Source organism: Bradyrhizobium sp. GW821-FHT12B03 (assembly GCF_058807535.1).
The window spans coordinates 135383-150043 of sequence record NZ_JBXAQU010000016.1 but is presented as its reverse complement, the minus strand read 5'-3'; the positions used below and the strand labels follow the sequence as shown (position 1 = coordinate 150043).

Below are 14661 nucleotides of genomic sequence, written 5' to 3'. Positions count from 1 at the left end.
GTCATGCCCGGGCTTGTCCCGGGCATCCACGTTCTTGGTGCCGCGAGGAAGACGTGGATGGCCGGGACAAGCCCGGCCATGACGATGCGGATGCCTCAGCGTTCTAACTGCAATTCGTGACCTGGTTCGAGCACAGCGAGCGCCACCAGCCGCGGACGCCGTCGTGGCTCTCGACCAGGCCCCAGAGGCCGCTGCAAGCGAAGATGCGCTTCGGGCCGCCATCGGTGTCGATCGCGCCGCCGAGCTCGCGTTGGGCGGACACCCACTTGGCATCGACGAAGGGGGCCTGAAACAGGCCGCCCATGCGCGTGGCGCCATTGGCGTAGGACGCGCCGACCTTGTTCGAGGCGACCCAGCCGCGTCCGGCGTAGGGTTTTGGCGCACTGCGCGGATACCGCTTCTCGTCCTCGTAGTCCTTGCCCGGCGGTTTGGCGCCATCGATCAGAAACCAGCCGTCCCTGAAACCGATGATGCGGAATTCGGTGAGCCAGCCGCCCTCGGGCGTGTTCTCGGCGCCGCCGAGCTTGAGCCGATAGGGCGGCGGCAGCGTGCCGAGCACGCGCGCCTTCACCGACGGCTCGGCGCGCACGTTGAGGCCATCAGGATCCTTGTCGATCGACCATGCGCCGAGATCGCAGGGCTCGGTGCCACCAGGGAGCGTTGCGCGCCTGGCGGCGAGCTCGGCGTGCAGCTTTGCGAAATCGGTGTCGTCGTTGCCGGTGTCCGGCCCGGTGCGCGGCTTCAGCTCTGCCGAGACCGCGCGCGTTGCATCCGGCGTCAGCGTGACCACGAGAGCCTGGCGTGCAGCGAACACGCTTGCGGGCGTCTTCGGATCGTTCGAGGTCGCCGGATAAACGGCGAGATAACCGGTCGAACCATCGGTCCGATAGGCGGTGCCGGCTACAAAGCCCGCCGGCACCATCGCGAGCGCGCTGGCGCGCCACGCCGGTTCGGTGTCATCCGCGCGCGCCGCTTGTGTCACGACGCACAGCATCGCCGCCGCGATGAGACGGAGCACGCGCATGAGTGCAGCGCGCCGTTACGCGCGGGCGCCCGTGAACGGGAAGCTGCCCATCGGGCCGATGCCCATCTCGCCGCTGATGCTGTCGCCGGCGACCGTGCCTGTGAATTCGAGCGTGAGCGGCATCGGGGTGGTGATCGAGACTTTCCAGGAAACGTTGTCGCCGCTGACGGTGCCGTCGAAAATCTCGGCGGTATTGCCTTCCGCGCCTTGCGTGCCCGTGAGCGTGCCGCCGGCGGCCTTCAGGCTCAGCGTCGCGTTGCGATCGCCCATCGGCGTCGTCATGGTCAGATTCCAGTTGCCGTCTACGGCCATTCCCTTCTCCCGAACAAATCCCGGCGGGCCACGACGATCCGCGGCCAGTCCTGAGCGAGCCTATAACCCAACTCGGCGCGCCTGCCTAACGGCTCATTGGAGACATTTAGGCGCGGGCGGCGGCGCGCCGGCGGCTGGTGACGATGAGCCGCAGAACGACATATTGCACGGCAAAGGCGAGGATCTTGGCGCCGCCCGCGACCACCGTGATGTAGAACGCCCACAGCTTCAGATCGCCGGTGGAAGCGACCGCGATCATGCCGACGCCGATCACGAACATCAGCACCGCCCAGGCATAGCCTGCAGCGGTCACATATTCCGGAACGGTCTCGATGACGATCGGCGGCATATAGCGCAGCATCCAGCCGCGCTTGAGCATGATGGCGCCGATCGCGAAATGCGCGATCGAGGGCTTTGCCAGCATGAAGCGGGGATCATTGGTCAGCAGTGTGACCGTGCCCAGCACGACGACGAGCGCGAGGCTCGCATAGGTCATGTAATTGAGCTGCTGACCTTTGACGCGGGCGTAGACCACCTGCGCGATCGCACCTGCAATCGCCACCGACGTTGCCAGGACGACGTTGTCGGTGATGAGGTAGACGACCAGGAAGACGATGGCGGAGAGAAAGTCGGAGGCGAGGCGGGCGAATACGTCCTTCATCGTCGATCCTGTTCAGCGAGCGTGGGGCAGCGCGGCGGCCGGCGTACCGTACTTGATCTGGCGATACTCGGGATACCATTTTGTGAAGTAGATCGCGCTGTTGCGGGCCGCGAAGGCGACCGCAAGGCTTGACCAGAGCGGCAGGCCGGGGACGTAGAGCAGCACGAGATTGGCCGCCGCCATCAGCAGCGCGGCCGCGGTCCACGCAGCGGTGATGACGTAATTGGCATAGAGAAAGCCGGGCATCGCCGCGGTCTCGGCCGGGACCGATTCAAGCGCATATTGCAGCGTGAAGGGACGGCGGGCCAGCATCGAGCCGAGCGAGATGAGGAAGATGCCGGCGTCGACCGACAGCTTGACGCCGAGCGTGCCCAGCGTGGAGTCGAGCAGCGCGAGGGTGAGGCCGATTGCAGCGAACACGATCGCCGAGCCCGCGGCCAGGATCTTCACCGAGCGGCCCAGCGCCACATCGATCGCAACCGTGGCAAGGCAGATCGCGCAGGCCGCGAACACGCTGACCGTGGCCGACGTCACCAGCATCAGGAAGGTGTAGACGCCGTAGGGCGCAAGGATCAGGAAAATTGTCATGGCTCGCCTCGGTCAGGCCGATCTTTACGATGTAAAGATTAGTAGTGCAGCGCCGATGCCGGGTCAAGCAAAATCTTTACAGTGTCAAAATAACGTAGGCGACCTCTAAAAAGTGAAGGGCTGCAACGGCTTGGTCGGAGGCCTCCTCGGCCAATTCCGCCCAGGGGAGGTGCGCAAGGAACGGCAGCGCGGAGGCGATCAAGAGGCCGAGGCAGAGCAGGACGCCGCCGTTGAAGAGGGTATGGCGGCTCCGCCCCAGCCGGATCATCTGGAATGCGAGCGTGGCGCCGGACAGGGCGAGGAGGGCAAGGCAACCCGCGGTGAGTGAGGGCATGTGCATGAGAGACCTCTCCGCATTCGCGATGTCGCTCGGGGCGCGCTATGCCGCGCCCACCCAATTGCCGTGAAATCCATCCGGCACGCGATGTCCGAGTTGCACCAATGCGGCGGGGCCGGCCTCGATGTCGGTGGCGTTGAACACGGCGAGGTCGCTGCGGTTCTCGCGTGCGCGCCAGACCACCGCGAGCAGCCAGCCGTCGCCTTCGGGCGCATCCTTCGACCGCTCGACGAACACCGGCTCGGAGATGGTGTCGCCGGCCGGCAGCAGATAATGGCCGAGCCGCCGGCCGTTGCCGTCGACGTGCACGATGCCGGACAGCGCGCCGAACATCGGCAGTTTTGGATTGGCGCAGGCGTACCAGCCGTGACGGCTCTTCAGCCCGGCGCGGCGATCGTCGATGCGGGGGAATTCGCCGGTGAGATCGTCCAGATAGGTCTGCTGGAAGCGATCGGTATTCCCCGCGAGATCAAACGTCCAGCGGCAGTGGCGGGCGCGCGATTTGTCCGGATCCGTCGGGCGGCCGTCGGGATGCGGAAACAGCGGAGCTTCCTCGAACTGCATGACGTCGGCGACGATGCGGCTATCGTCCTCCCACGCATTCATGATGTGGAAGACGTAGCAGGCTTCGCCGCGGAACCAGACGATGTCCTTCGCGGTGCCGCTCCGCTTCATCACGCCGACATAGGCGCCCTTGTCCGGCTCCCAGGCGTAGGGCGGCCGCCCGCTCATCGCGCGCTCCATGCTGCCTGATATCGGCAGGATCGGAAACAGCACATGGTTCGCGGTGACGATGAAGTCGTGCACCATGCTGGCGTAGGGCGCCTCGAAACGTTCGAAGCGTGTCGCCTTGCCGGAGGCATCGATCGATCCGTAGGAGAGGGCCGGCGTCAGCGGCCCCGCGGCGTTGTAGCCGAAGAACACCAGTTCGCCGGTGATTGGATCGACCTTCGGATGCGCGGTAAAGCTGCCGGCGACGCGGCCCTGATAATTGTGATAGCCGCGCGTGGCCAGCGTGCCCGGCTCGATCTCGGTCGGCAGATGGGCTTCTTCCAGCGCCAGCAGCTTGCCGGCGTGGAAGATGATGTTGGTGTTGGCGACGCCGCCGTCGGTGAGGTCTTGCGGCGCATCCGGCAGCTTGCGGCCGAAGCCGCCGAACAAGGCGCGGCCGGCATCGTGCTCGGCCAGCCATTTCGGCGTGCGGACCCAGCGGTTGCGGTAGCTGGCGCGGCCGTTCTCGAGGTGAAAGGCGTGCAGCATGCCGTCGCCGACGAACCAGTGCGCGCCGGGCGCATCGAATTGCGGGTTGGGGCCGTTGCGATAAAGCGTGCCGTTCAGCTCGCGCGGCAATTCGCCGACGATCTTGAGGAAGGGCGCGTCGGCCTCGAACGGAATCGGCGCGATATTGTCGTGGTGCTCGGTGATGGCGGCCTGCTGCACGGCGTATCCCTCCCTTTATCTTTACATCGTAAAGATGAGATAGAGCCGATCGTCGCGCCGGTCAAGTGAAATCTTTACACTGTCAATATTGCGTCATATACGTTGCCTCATGGGCAAGAGCGATCCGAAGAGCGAAACCAGGACCGAAACGGCGCGCCGCGCGCGCGCCTCGCGGAAGACATCGGCAGCGAGCGCGCAACCTGCACGCCGTCCGGCCAGTGCGAAGACGGAGACGCCATATCATCACGGCGCGCTGCGCGAGGCGCTGCTTCAGGCCGCCGAACGGGTGCTGGAGCGCGACGGGCTCGCCGGCCTGACATTGCGCGCGGTGGCGCGCGAGGCGGGCGTCTCGCATGCCGCGCCGACCCATCATTTCGGCGATCTCACCGGCCTTCTCAGCGAGCTTGCGGCCGTCGGCTTCCGCCAGTTCAACGCGGCGATGGCGTCGGCCTGCGACACCGCCACCACGCCTGTGGCACGCGCGCTGGCGCGGCCGAAAGCCTATGTCGCCTATGCGCAGGCCCATCCCGGCATGTACGGCATCATGTTCCGCACCGAACGGCTGGACTATTCCAGGCCCTCGCTGCACGAGGCGGCCGAGGCCTCCTTCGCCGGACTTGCCAATGCCATCGGCGCGATGCGCCAGGAGCAGATCAGCGGCGACGCGCTGACGCTCGAGCAGGGCGCCGCGATCGCGCGCGCCTGGTCGATGGTGCACGGCTTCACCACGCTGCTGCTCGACGGGCGGCTCTCGGATATTTTGGAGCGGCTGCCCGAGGGCACGACGGCCGAGCGGCTGCTCGAGGTGATGCTGATGGCGCCGGTGACGGCGAAGCTGCCGGTGTAGCGCCCTTCAACGATCGCAGCCCTAGCGCATCGTCGCCAGCTCGACCGCGCGGCCGCTGTTTCCGATGATCTTCACCTCGTCCTTGCCGCAGGTGAAGCTGCGGGCGACATCGTCCGCAGCCTTGCGCGCGAGCTCGTTGGCGTTCGGGTTGGCGATCGCGTCGACATAGGCAACGTGGCAGACCGGTCCTGGCGGCAGCCGCGTCACGACCAGCATGGCCTTGGTGTTCGGCCGCCCCTGTTTGTCGGGATCGCTGCCATCGGCGATGTGCCAGCGCTGGATGATTGCAAACGGTTTTTGGCCCGCGGCGCGCCATTCGACCGTGGTCTCGGATGAATTGAACGGGGCGAACCAGATCTTGGCCGCCGGTTCCTCGGCGGCTTCCTTGCGATTGCGTCCGACCGAGACGATTTCGCGCAGATCGTCCTCGGCGATCAGCACCATCAGGCCGTTCTTGCCCGGGCAGGCGCGCGTCGTGCTGCCGTCGAGCTCGCTCGGCTTTCCGACCTGTCGGCAGTCCTTCGGCGCCGTCGAGGTGTAGGTGCTGCCCACGGATTGGGCGTTTGCGCTACCGAGGACGGTGCACGCAAGCAACATGGCCAGGCACGTTGTGGTGATGCGGGTCATCATGCGGCCTCGATACACCGGGAACTCCGTACCATCAGACGTCTTGATTGTGGGCAAGGTTCAAACAGGCCTGCCTGAGACCTGACAGCGGCACGGAATCGTTCTAGAAGAGCGCCTTCGCTTGGGCTCATTCGGCCTCGTTCGCGTCCTCGTTCTCCTGATCATGCCAGCCACATCGTCGAACAAACCTTATCGCGTCGGCCGCTCCAAGACGGGGCTCGGCCTCTTCGCCACCAAACCGATCAAGAAGGGAACCCGGATCATCCGATATTTCGGACCGATCCTGGACTCGCGGATCCCTGCGCAGGACGAGATCGAGAACAAATATCTGTTCGAGCTCAACGGCCGCTGGACCATCGACGGCTCGGTGCGCAAGAACCTCGCGCGCTACATCAATCATTCCTGTCGGCCCAACGCCGAGTCCGACGTTCGCCCGCGCGAGCGCAAGGTCTTCATCCGCGCCATCAGGAACATCGAGCCGGGCGACGAGATCAATTACGATTACGGCACCGACTATTTCAAAGCCTATCTGAAGCCGATCGGCTGCAAGTGCGAGTCCTGCGAGAAGAAGCGCAGGAAGCTGCGCGCCGAAGCGCGGGCAGAAGCCGCCAAGGTGAAGGCGCGCACGGAAGCCAAGGCCAAGAAGGCGGGCACCAAGGGCGCCAAGAAGAAGCTCAACGGTCACGCCATCGGCAAGCCGAACGGCCGCGCGCGGGCGTAGCCGACCGCCGTCGCCCGGCGGGGGCCGGGCGACGACTGCGCGTGGGTGTGCTGCCTCACGCCGCCACGACACTTCCGCTCTTCCTCAATCCCACATATTGCAGCTCGGCGAACACGCCGGTCGCGACGGCCTGCGCCACGACCATCAGTTCGCCCGCAAGGTTCGGCGACACCGCGCCCGAGAGCAGCAGCGCGATACTGCCGACCGTCCAGGCCGCGTTGCCGAGCACGACCAGCAGCACGAGCGGCTTCGGCACCGCGGTGCGCGCGGCGAGCCAGCCGACCAGCGCGGTGTAGGCGATCAGGAACAGCCCGGTCTCGCGCAGCAGCGCTTCGGGCAGGTTGAACAGCGCGGCGAACGCGCCTGCGCCGAAGGTGAAGCCGAGCGCGGCCACGCCGCTGAAGATCGCGTCGGCGAGCAGGGCGCGGCGGAGGAAAGTGGATGCGTCGATCATCTGAGGTCTCCATGCTTGGGTTGGGCTTGGGTGGAGTCTTGGGGTGGAATTCAGCGCAGGCCGCGCCACCAGGCGCGGAGCAGGCGGGCGATGCGGAACGGGCAGAGGCTCCTGCCGACGCCGTGCTCGAAGGCGACGACTTGCGCGACCACATAATCGCCGGTCGAATGAACCAGCGGCTCGGGCATGTTGAGGCTGCGTGCCAGCAAGCGGGTCGCGAGCGTCATGGCCCAGGGCAGAAGGTGGTCTGCGACGGTTCGGTAGAGCAGCAGCGCGATCATGGTCATCTCCTGTTGCGACCGAAGATGCGCTGACCCGGGGCCCAATTCGATTACCTCCGGGGTAATGGAAGGGCCGAAATGCGCGTGCTAGGTTTTCGACCATGAACGCTCATGCATCCACGGCACACGCCGAACGCAGCCAGCCGGTCCATATCGGCGACCATTTGCGCGAATGGCGGCAGCGCCGCCGCATGAGCCAGCTCGATCTGGCGGGCGAGGCCGAGATCTCGGCGCGGCACTTGAGCTTCGTCGAGACCGGCCGCGCCGCGCCCTCGCGCGACATGGTGCTGAGGCTCGCCGAGCGTCTCGACGTGCCCTTGCGCGAACGCAACGTGCTGCTGGTCGCCGCCGGCTTTGCGCCGGCGTTTCCGCAGCGTCCGCTGGAGGATCCCGCCTTGAAATCAGCCCGCCAGGCGATCGACCTCGTCCTCAAGGCACACGAGCCCAATCCCGCGCTTGCGGTGGACCGGCACTGGAACCTGGTGTCCGCCAACCGCATGGTGGCGCCGCTGCTCGACGGCATCCCGCAGCGGCTGCTCGGCCAGCCCTTCAACGTGCTGCGGCTCGCCTTCCATCCCGAGGCGCTGGCGCCGCGCACGGTCAATCTCGCGGAATGGTGCGGGCATCTGCTGGAGCGACTGCACCGGCAATGCGAGGCGACGGCCGATCCGGAGCTGATCAAGCTCTACAATGACCTCAAGGGCTATCCCATTCCGGCGCGCTCGGCGCCGCTGTCGAGCGACAATGTCGCCATCCCCTTCAAGCTGCGCCACGATGGCGAGGTACTCAGCTTCTTCTCCACCACCATGGTGTTCGGCACGCCCGTGGACATCACCCTGTCGGAGCTGGCTCTGGAGACGTTCTTTCCGGCCGACGAGCGCACCGCCGAACGGCTGAAGCAGATGGCGGCAGCCATGACTTAGCGCTCTTGCCTCGGGCCGGGTTCGGCTTATCTTTGGGCAAACCCTGAAAGTGCCCGAAGGAGGCGCCTGATATGAGCACGCTGAAACCGCTCCAGATCGACGTCGTCTCCGACGTGGTGTGCCCCTGGTGCTATATCGGCAAGCACCGCATCGAGAGCGCGCTGGCGCTCGTGCCGGATGTTCCGGTCAAGTTGAACTTCCGTCCCTTCTTCCTCAATCCCTGGGTGCCGCGCGAGGGCATCAGCCGCGAGGACTATCTCACCAAGAAGTTCGGCTCGGTCGAGGCCTATAAAGGCATTGCCGGACGCGTCGTTGCGGCTGCAAGCGAGGAGGGGCTCGTTTACAAGCCGGAGCTGGTGGCGCGTCAGCCCAACACGACCGACTGCCACCGCCTGATCCTGTGGGCCGAGGCGATCGGCAAGGCGCCCGAGATGAAGCAGCGCCTGATGGAGCTCTATTTCCGCGACGGCGGCGACCTCACCGATGTGAACGTGCTGGTGCAGGCGGCCGCAGATGTCGGCCTCGACGCTGCCGACGTGCGCAAGCGCCTGGCCACCGACGAGGACGTCGCGCGCGTCTCGGCCGACGCGCAGGAGGCCGCCGAGAAAGGCATTTCCGGCGTGCCGACCTATGTGTTCGCGCAGAAATACGCCGTCTCCGGCGCGCAGGATCCGAACCTGCTCGCCCGCGCCATCCGCGAGGTGTCGGCGGAGATCAACGCGCAGGCGGCGGAGTAGCTTTCGCTTATCTGCGGAGGCGGCGGACCACGCGTCGCGCGGCCTCGTGCGCGGCGTTGAGGCCGAGCAGCGATGCGTGAATCAGCGCCACGACCGGGTCGTTCCGCCGCAGCGGAATCAGCACGTCACCGATCGCAAAGCGCCCGCGCCAGATCGGATTGATCATGGGGTGGTCGGCGCTCGCGGTGGAATCTGCGCTGGCGATGGCGGGATCGGCGCAGAGGTGACGGGTGAGGTCGTGTGTGAGCTGCACGCCCGGCGAATATTTCGCAAAGCGTTCGTCGATGCCGAGCTTGAAGAAGAAAGCGCGATCCTGATGGCGCAGCACGATGCCGGCCGCGATCGGAGTCGTGCCGGCCCGCAACGTGATGATCTCGCACTGCGCGGTGTCGGCGAGTGCAGGCACTGCGCGGCGGATGAAGGTCGCATCACCGGCATGCTGGATCAGCGCGGTGCCGCGCTTGCCCTTCCAGCCGCTGGCCTCGAGCTGCAGGAATGTCTCGAGCGCCGGCCTGATCTCGTCGGGCCTGCGCGCAACCTCGAACACGACAGGGCCGTGCTCATCGAGACGATGGCGCTGACGTCGCAGCTCCTTGAGCTTCCTGGCGCCGAGCGCCTCGCGCAACAGCGTCTCGCCGTTCTGCGTCGCATCGAGGCTGGCGCGGATGTAGGAACTGAGAATGCGCGGCTTCAGGCCGTCGCGTTGCAGAACCTGATTGAGCGACGCCATCGCCGCGCCGTCGAGCGCGAGGTCATTCAGCACGAGCGCATGGGCGCCGGCCTTGCGCGCCTGCTGCAACAGGCGGGTCGCCGCCTCGATCGGAGCGTCGCGGTCGATCAGCGGGCTGCACAGCGTGCCATAGGGATGCGCGCTCACCAGCGCGGGCAGGGGAATCTTCCAGGCACGCCACAGCGAGACCACTGGCATCAGCCCGATCAGCCGCGTTGAAGATCCATCGAATGCGGACAGCGCCGAGGCGTTGGTGCGACCGCGCGCGGTGGCGCTGACGGCGAGCTCCCAGGCGGGCAGGTAATATCCGTTCGGCTCGATCGCGCGCTGTGCCAGCGCGCGCCACTGACCGGCCTCGATCGCACCAAGCGGAACGAGGGCGCGCGTCGTCGCGGCATGCCTTGCCGACGCCGGATTGACCGCTGCCTGGTGCGCGATGTCGACCACGTCCCGTCATCCCCGTTCACGCGGGCTGAGCCCGGTTTACGCGGTCATCCTTAGCGCAAAGATTGGAAAATCCCGTTGGGACGCCGCTTCAATTCGAGCGGTAATGTTAACGTTTCATTCAGCGTCCGGCGGTCGCCGCCGGATGCGCCATGGAATCTGGGAGTCACTGCTCGCCCGGCACGAAATGATCGCGGGCGCTTGCGCGTCCGCCGCCGGTGGTATCGGTGATGGCGATGTCGACGTCGCGGGAGGTCTTAGGCACGTCGCCGGGGCCGACCTGCACCGACAGCCTGACCTCGCGGGTCTGATCCTGCCCGACCTCGATCACGGGCTTGCCGTCGGGGCTGGCTTCGATGCCGGCGACGCGCATGGTTGCGCCGGGCAGGCCGGAAACCTCGAGCGCAAACGATCGCTGCGCGCCCTTGTTGAGGATGCGGACGGTGTAGTCGTTGCGCACCCCGCCATCCGAGAGCTGGACGAAGAGGGGATTGCGCTCATGCAGCACGTTGACGTCCATCGTCGCGCGGGTAGCGAGCGTATAGATCATGATGCTGCCGACGATGGCGATGGCCGCCACATAGATCAACGTGCGCGGACGGATGATGCGGTAGATCGGCGCCTTGCCCTCCTGCCGTCGCTGCATGTTGATGTCGGTGTCGTAGCCGATCAGGCCGCGGGGCCGGCCGATCTCGCGCATCACGTTGTCACAGGCGTCGATGCACAGGCCGCACTGGATGCAGCCGAGCTGGATGCCGTTGCGGATGTCGACGCCGGTCGGGCAGACATTGATGCATTGATGGCAATCGACGCAGTCACCGGCGAGATCGCCGTGCGCGCGGGCGGCGTCCGCCTTCTTCACCGACATGCGCGGCTCGCCGCGGTCGCGGCGATAGGTGACGTTGAGCGCCCATTCGTCGGTCAGCGCCGCCTGGATGCGAGGCCACGGACACATGTAGATGCACATCTGCTCGCGGGCGTGACCGGCAAAGACATAGGTCGTGGCGGTGAGGATGCCGATCCAGAGATAGGCGATGAACGGGGCCTCGAAGGTGGCGAGCTCCTTCACCAGAGTCGGTGCGTCGGAAAAATACAGCACCCAGGCGCCGCCGGTCCACCAGGCGATCATGATCCAGAGAAAGTGCTTCAGCACGACCTTCCGGATGTGATCGAACGTCCAGTAGCGCTTGTCGCCCTGCATGCGCTCGCGCCGGTCACCCTCGACCCAGCGCTCGACCGCATAGAACAGGTCAGTCCACACCGTCTGCGGACACATGTAGCCGCACCACAGCCGGCCGGCGACCGCGTTCATCAGGAACAGAGTCATGGCCGCAATGATCAAGAGGCCCGTGAAATAGTAGACCTCCTGCGGCCACAGCTCGATGAAGAAGAAGTAGAAGCGCCGATGCGGCAAGTCGATCAGGACCGCCTGGTCCGGCAGGCCGGGTCCTCGATTCCAGCGCACGAAGGGCAGGAGATAGTAAGTCCCGAGCGTGACGCAGAGGATCGCCCATTTGATGCGGCGGAAGGGGCCGTGGACGGATTGCGGATAGACCTTCCTCCGCTTCTCGTAGAGAGGTCCCTCGATGAAAGTGTCGTCGCTCATGGTCGGCCTCTGCAATCTGTGCGAATGGTCTCACGCAATCTCGGCGACGACTTGCTTCAGCAACTCGCGAACCTGTCCGGCGACGGCGCCGAGATTCGGGTTCTCGATCGCCGCCATCGAGGCGACGGGATCCACCGCCGAAATCTCGACCTTGCCGCCCTCGCGCTGCTGAACGACGACGTTGCAGGGAAGCATCGTACCGATCTTGTCCTCGACGCTCAGCGCCTCATAGGCGAGCTTGGGATTGCACGCTCCGAGGATGAGATATGGCCGAAACTCGGCCCCGAGTTTCTTGTTCAGGGTGTCCTTCACGTCGATCTGGGTGAGCACGCCGAAGCCATGGTGCTTCAGCGCTGCGGTCGTGGCGGCGACCGCCGCGTCGAACGGCAGATCGACCGTTTTCGAGAAATGATAGGTCATGGGCTGTCTCCGTCGAATTGGGTTGTCCTCCCAGCGCCGGCTCACGAGAACGCGCAGCCGCTGGTCAGGCCCAGTTTCCTGAACACGATCGCTGCGGGGCAGAAGCCCGTGAACGAGGCCTGCAACATGTTCAGCCCGGCGAACGCCGTCAGCAGATACCAGTACGCATTCACGTAGGTGCCCAGTGCGAGTCCGAGCAGGACGACGAAACCTGCGAAGGCGAGAACGGCTTTGTCGACATTCATGGCATGCTCCTCTTTGAGTATGTTGGCGTTACGAACGGGTCAGGCTGGCTTGGGTCCAGGCCACGATGCTGCGTGCATCCATCGCGCCGGCGTGGCGGGCGATCTCGCGGCCGCCGCGCATCAGCAGCAGGGTCGGGATACCGGTGATGTTGAGGCGCGACGACAACTCGGGAGCGTTGTCCGAATTGAGCTTCAACAGCCGAATCTGCGGCTCCAGCTGCTGCGCGGCGCGCTCGAACATCGGCGCCATGGCGCGGCATGGGCCGCACCAGGGCGCCCAGACGTCGACCAGAACTGGAATGTCGCTGTTGACGACATGGCGCCCGAAGGCTTCCTCGTCCACCTCGATGGGGTGGCCGGTAAACATCGGCTGGTGGCAGGCGCCGCAGCGCGCGCCTTCCGGCGCACGCTCGGCTGGCAGGCGGTTGGTCCGCCCGCAATGCCCACACACGATCTGGCGGGTCTCGCTCATGTGCCCGTCCGGACCTCCTTGATCTTGGCGATGTTCAGCTTGTCGAGCAGGAAACGCTCATAGAACGGTTCGCTCTCGCCGCGCCGCATCTTGCGGAGGAAATACTTCTCGAAGGCGACCTTGGCGTAGTGCACCCACTCGCCCTTGGACGACCAGTTGACATTGCGCGGCGGGATCTGCGGCTGCGCCAGGAAGGCGACGCCGGAATCGCCGAAATCGGCAAGGCAGATCGCGTTCCAGGTCGGCTGTGCGCTCGGCTCCTTGCCCCGGAGCAGGGCGCCGATATTCAGCGCGGTCGCGGTCACCATGGATTCGATCATGAAGCCGGTCTTGGGCACGCCGACTGGGACAGGCGTTGCCCCGACCGGCGCGATCGCGACACAGACACCGACCGCGAAGACGTTCGGGAAAGTGGGGTTGCGCTGGTGCTTGTCGACGACGACGAAGCCGCGCGGGTTGGTCAGCTTGTCGATGCCGCGAACCGCCTCGACGCCGCGGAACGCCGGCAGCATCATCGAATACGCAAAGGGCAGCTCGTGCGTCTTGCGCACCGCGCCGTCCTCGCCGAGCTCCTCGACGACCATCTTGCCCGCTTCGACGCCCTTGACGCGCGCGTTGGCGATCCACTTGACGTGTTTTTCTCGCATCTCGCTCTCGAGAAGGCCCTTGGTGTCGCCGACACCGTCAAGGCCGAGGTGGCCGACATAGGGCTCCGAGGTGACGAACGTCATGGGGACTTGGTCGCGCAGCTTGCGCCGGCGCAGCTCGGTTTCCAGGATGAACAGGAATTCATACGCCGGGCCGAAGCAGGAGGCGCCCTGAACCGCGCCGATCACGACCGGGCCGGGATTGGTCGCGAGCTTTTCAAATGCGTCCTTCGCGTGCGAGGCGTGGTCTACGTGGCAGATTGATTGCGTGTGGCCTTGCGGGCCCAGGCCGGGAATCTCGTCGAAGGCAAGCTCAGGCCCCGTCGCGACGACCAGATAGTCGTAGTTGATCGACGTGCCGTCGCCGAGCTCGACGCAGTTCTCGGTCGGGTGCACACGCTTGGCGCCCTGCGTCAGCAGGCGCACGCCCTTGCGCTTCATGATGTCAGCGAGATCGATCTCGATCTCGTCGCGCTTTCGCCAGCCGACCGCCACCCAGGGGTTCGATGGGACGAAGTGATAGACGGCGCCCTGCGAGATCACGCTCAGGCGATCGTCCTTTCCGAGCTGGGGCAGCAATTCATAGGCCATCAACGTCCCGCTAAGACCGGCTCCAATTACGACGACTTCCGCCATGGGTTACCTCCGCTGGATGAGCGGCTCCGCCAGTTGGGCTGGCTGTTCTACCGCGATGCTTGACTATATATTCGTATATGCGTATATACGCAAGTATGAAAATAGATAGCGAAACCATGGAGCGGGCGGCGGACCAGGCGAGCGACCTTTTGAAGGCGCTTTCCAACCGGCACCGGCTCCTCATCATCTGCCAGCTCATCGATGGCGAGCGTTCGGTCGGCGAGCTCGCCGAGTTCCTGGACCTGCGCGACTCCACGGTCTCTCAGCATCTTGCGCTCCTCCGCAAGGATGGCCTGGTGTCCTCGCGCCGCGACGCGCAGACGATCTTCTATTCGATCTCGAGCGAGCCGGCCCGCGAGATCCTGAAGACGCTCTATCAGGTGTTTTGTGCACCGAAGTCCGCAAGGTCGAGATGAACTCTACGAGCGCTCGAGTCGCGGCGCGTTGAGCAAGATCAACGCCCCACTCGATAAAGCTGGCGAAATGACACAAGGACACCGTGCGCGGTG

Annotated in this window: 20 protein-coding genes; 5 read left to right on the top strand and 15 right to left on the bottom strand. The window is 65.5% G+C overall.

Annotated features, from left to right (window positions below; translation table 11 throughout):
- Nucleotides 1-103: 103 nt before the first annotated feature.
- The 6 genes from AC1RUR_RS27135 to AC1RUR_RS27110 form a co-directional block, all read right to left on the bottom strand.
- On the bottom strand, nt 104-1024 hold the full coding sequence (locus tag AC1RUR_RS27135) for an SH3 domain-containing protein (protein WP_492849696.1): 921 nt from the start codon (nt 1022-1024) through the stop codon (nt 104-106).
- Nucleotides 1025-1039: 15 nt separating this feature from the next.
- A complete protein-coding gene (locus AC1RUR_RS27130; protein WP_492849694.1) occupies nt 1040-1336 on the bottom strand; it encodes a hypothetical protein in 297 nt (98 codons plus the stop codon).
- Between the two features lie 106 nt (nt 1337-1442).
- The gene (locus tag AC1RUR_RS27125) at nt 1443-1997 is read right to left on the bottom strand and encodes an inner membrane-spanning protein YciB (RefSeq protein WP_492849692.1); all 555 of its coding nucleotides are present in this window, start codon (nt 1995-1997) and stop codon (nt 1443-1445) included.
- A gap of 12 nt (nt 1998-2009) precedes the next feature.
- On the bottom strand, nt 2010-2585 hold the full coding sequence (locus tag AC1RUR_RS27120; protein WP_492849690.1) for a hypothetical protein: 576 nt from the start codon (nt 2583-2585) through the stop codon (nt 2010-2012).
- A 76-nt stretch (nt 2586-2661) separates the two neighbouring features.
- Nucleotides 2662-2925, bottom strand: coding sequence for a hypothetical protein (locus AC1RUR_RS27115; protein ID WP_492849688.1), 264 nt, complete (start codon nt 2923-2925; stop codon nt 2662-2664).
- Nucleotides 2926-2964: 39 nt separating this feature from the next.
- Nucleotides 2965-4362 carry a carotenoid oxygenase family protein gene (locus AC1RUR_RS27110; RefSeq protein ID WP_492849686.1) on the bottom strand — a complete coding sequence of 466 codons (1398 nt, stop codon included), beginning with the start codon at nt 4360-4362 and terminating at the stop codon, nt 2965-2967.
- A 109-nt stretch (nt 4363-4471) separates the two neighbouring features.
- Between AC1RUR_RS27110 and AC1RUR_RS27105 the strand changes: the two genes are divergently transcribed.
- A complete protein-coding gene (locus AC1RUR_RS27105) occupies nt 4472-5209 on the top strand; it encodes a TetR/AcrR family transcriptional regulator (RefSeq protein ID WP_492849684.1) in 738 nt (245 codons plus the stop codon).
- 21 nt (nt 5210-5230) lie between these two features.
- Here AC1RUR_RS27105 and AC1RUR_RS27100 read toward each other — a convergent pair whose 3' ends face one another.
- Nucleotides 5231-5836, bottom strand: a complete 606-nt coding sequence (locus AC1RUR_RS27100; protein WP_492849780.1) for a hypothetical protein — start codon at nt 5834-5836, stop codon at nt 5231-5233.
- A 163-nt stretch (nt 5837-5999) separates the two neighbouring features.
- Here AC1RUR_RS27100 and AC1RUR_RS27095 point away from each other — a divergent pair, with 163 nt between their 5' ends.
- Entirely contained in the window at nt 6000-6557 is a 558-nt protein-coding gene (locus tag AC1RUR_RS27095; protein ID WP_492849682.1) for an SET domain-containing protein, read from the top strand.
- 55 nt (nt 6558-6612) lie between these two features.
- Here AC1RUR_RS27095 and AC1RUR_RS27090 read toward each other — a convergent pair whose 3' ends face one another.
- Both AC1RUR_RS27090 and AC1RUR_RS27085 read right to left on the bottom strand, forming a co-directional pair.
- Nucleotides 6613-7011: a hypothetical protein gene (locus tag AC1RUR_RS27090; RefSeq protein ID WP_492849680.1), complete on the bottom strand. Its 399-nt coding sequence runs from the start codon at nt 7009-7011 to the stop codon at nt 6613-6615.
- Nucleotides 7012-7061: 50 nt separating this feature from the next.
- Nucleotides 7062-7292, bottom strand: coding sequence for a hypothetical protein (locus AC1RUR_RS27085; protein ID WP_492849678.1), 231 nt, complete (start codon nt 7290-7292; stop codon nt 7062-7064).
- A gap of 101 nt (nt 7293-7393) precedes the next feature.
- Here AC1RUR_RS27085 and AC1RUR_RS27080 point away from each other — a divergent pair, with 101 nt between their 5' ends.
- Together AC1RUR_RS27080 and AC1RUR_RS27075 are read left to right on the top strand one after the other, a co-directional pair.
- Entirely contained in the window at nt 7394-8215 is an 822-nt protein-coding gene (locus AC1RUR_RS27080; RefSeq protein WP_492849676.1) for a helix-turn-helix domain-containing protein, read from the top strand.
- Between the two features lie 71 nt (nt 8216-8286).
- A complete protein-coding gene (locus AC1RUR_RS27075) occupies nt 8287-8952 on the top strand; it encodes a DsbA family oxidoreductase (protein ID WP_492849674.1) in 666 nt (221 codons plus the stop codon).
- A gap of 7 nt (nt 8953-8959) precedes the next feature.
- Here the strand turns inward: AC1RUR_RS27075 and AC1RUR_RS27070 are convergent, their stop codons facing one another.
- From AC1RUR_RS27070 to AC1RUR_RS27045, 6 genes are all read right to left on the bottom strand, one after another.
- Nucleotides 8960-10129 carry a GNAT family N-acetyltransferase gene (locus AC1RUR_RS27070; RefSeq protein ID WP_492849672.1) on the bottom strand — a complete coding sequence of 390 codons (1170 nt, stop codon included), beginning with the start codon at nt 10127-10129 and terminating at the stop codon, nt 8960-8962.
- Nucleotides 10130-10292: 163 nt separating this feature from the next.
- The gene (gene ccoG, locus AC1RUR_RS27065; RefSeq protein ID WP_492849670.1) at nt 10293-11732 is read right to left on the bottom strand and encodes a cytochrome c oxidase accessory protein CcoG; all 1440 of its coding nucleotides are present in this window, start codon (nt 11730-11732) and stop codon (nt 10293-10295) included.
- 30 nt (nt 11733-11762) lie between these two features.
- Nucleotides 11763-12152 carry a DUF302 domain-containing protein gene (locus AC1RUR_RS27060; RefSeq protein ID WP_492849668.1) on the bottom strand — a complete coding sequence of 130 codons (390 nt, stop codon included), beginning with the start codon at nt 12150-12152 and terminating at the stop codon, nt 11763-11765.
- Nucleotides 12153-12193: 41 nt separating this feature from the next.
- The gene (locus AC1RUR_RS27055) at nt 12194-12397 is read right to left on the bottom strand and encodes a YgaP family membrane protein (protein WP_492849666.1); all 204 of its coding nucleotides are present in this window, start codon (nt 12395-12397) and stop codon (nt 12194-12196) included.
- A gap of 28 nt (nt 12398-12425) precedes the next feature.
- Nucleotides 12426-12869, bottom strand: a complete 444-nt coding sequence (trxC, locus tag AC1RUR_RS27050) for a thioredoxin TrxC (RefSeq protein WP_492849664.1) — start codon at nt 12867-12869, stop codon at nt 12426-12428.
- A complete protein-coding gene (locus tag AC1RUR_RS27045; protein WP_492849662.1) occupies nt 12866-14152 on the bottom strand; it encodes an NAD(P)/FAD-dependent oxidoreductase in 1287 nt (428 codons plus the stop codon). Before AC1RUR_RS27045 ends, trxC begins: the two co-directional genes overlap by 4 nt.
- A 116-nt stretch (nt 14153-14268) precedes the next feature.
- Here AC1RUR_RS27045 and AC1RUR_RS27040 point away from each other — a divergent pair, with 116 nt between their 5' ends.
- Nucleotides 14269-14568, top strand: a complete 300-nt coding sequence (locus tag AC1RUR_RS27040) for an ArsR/SmtB family transcription factor (RefSeq protein WP_492849660.1) — start codon at nt 14269-14271, stop codon at nt 14566-14568.
- Nucleotides 14569-14661 lie beyond the last annotated feature (93 nt).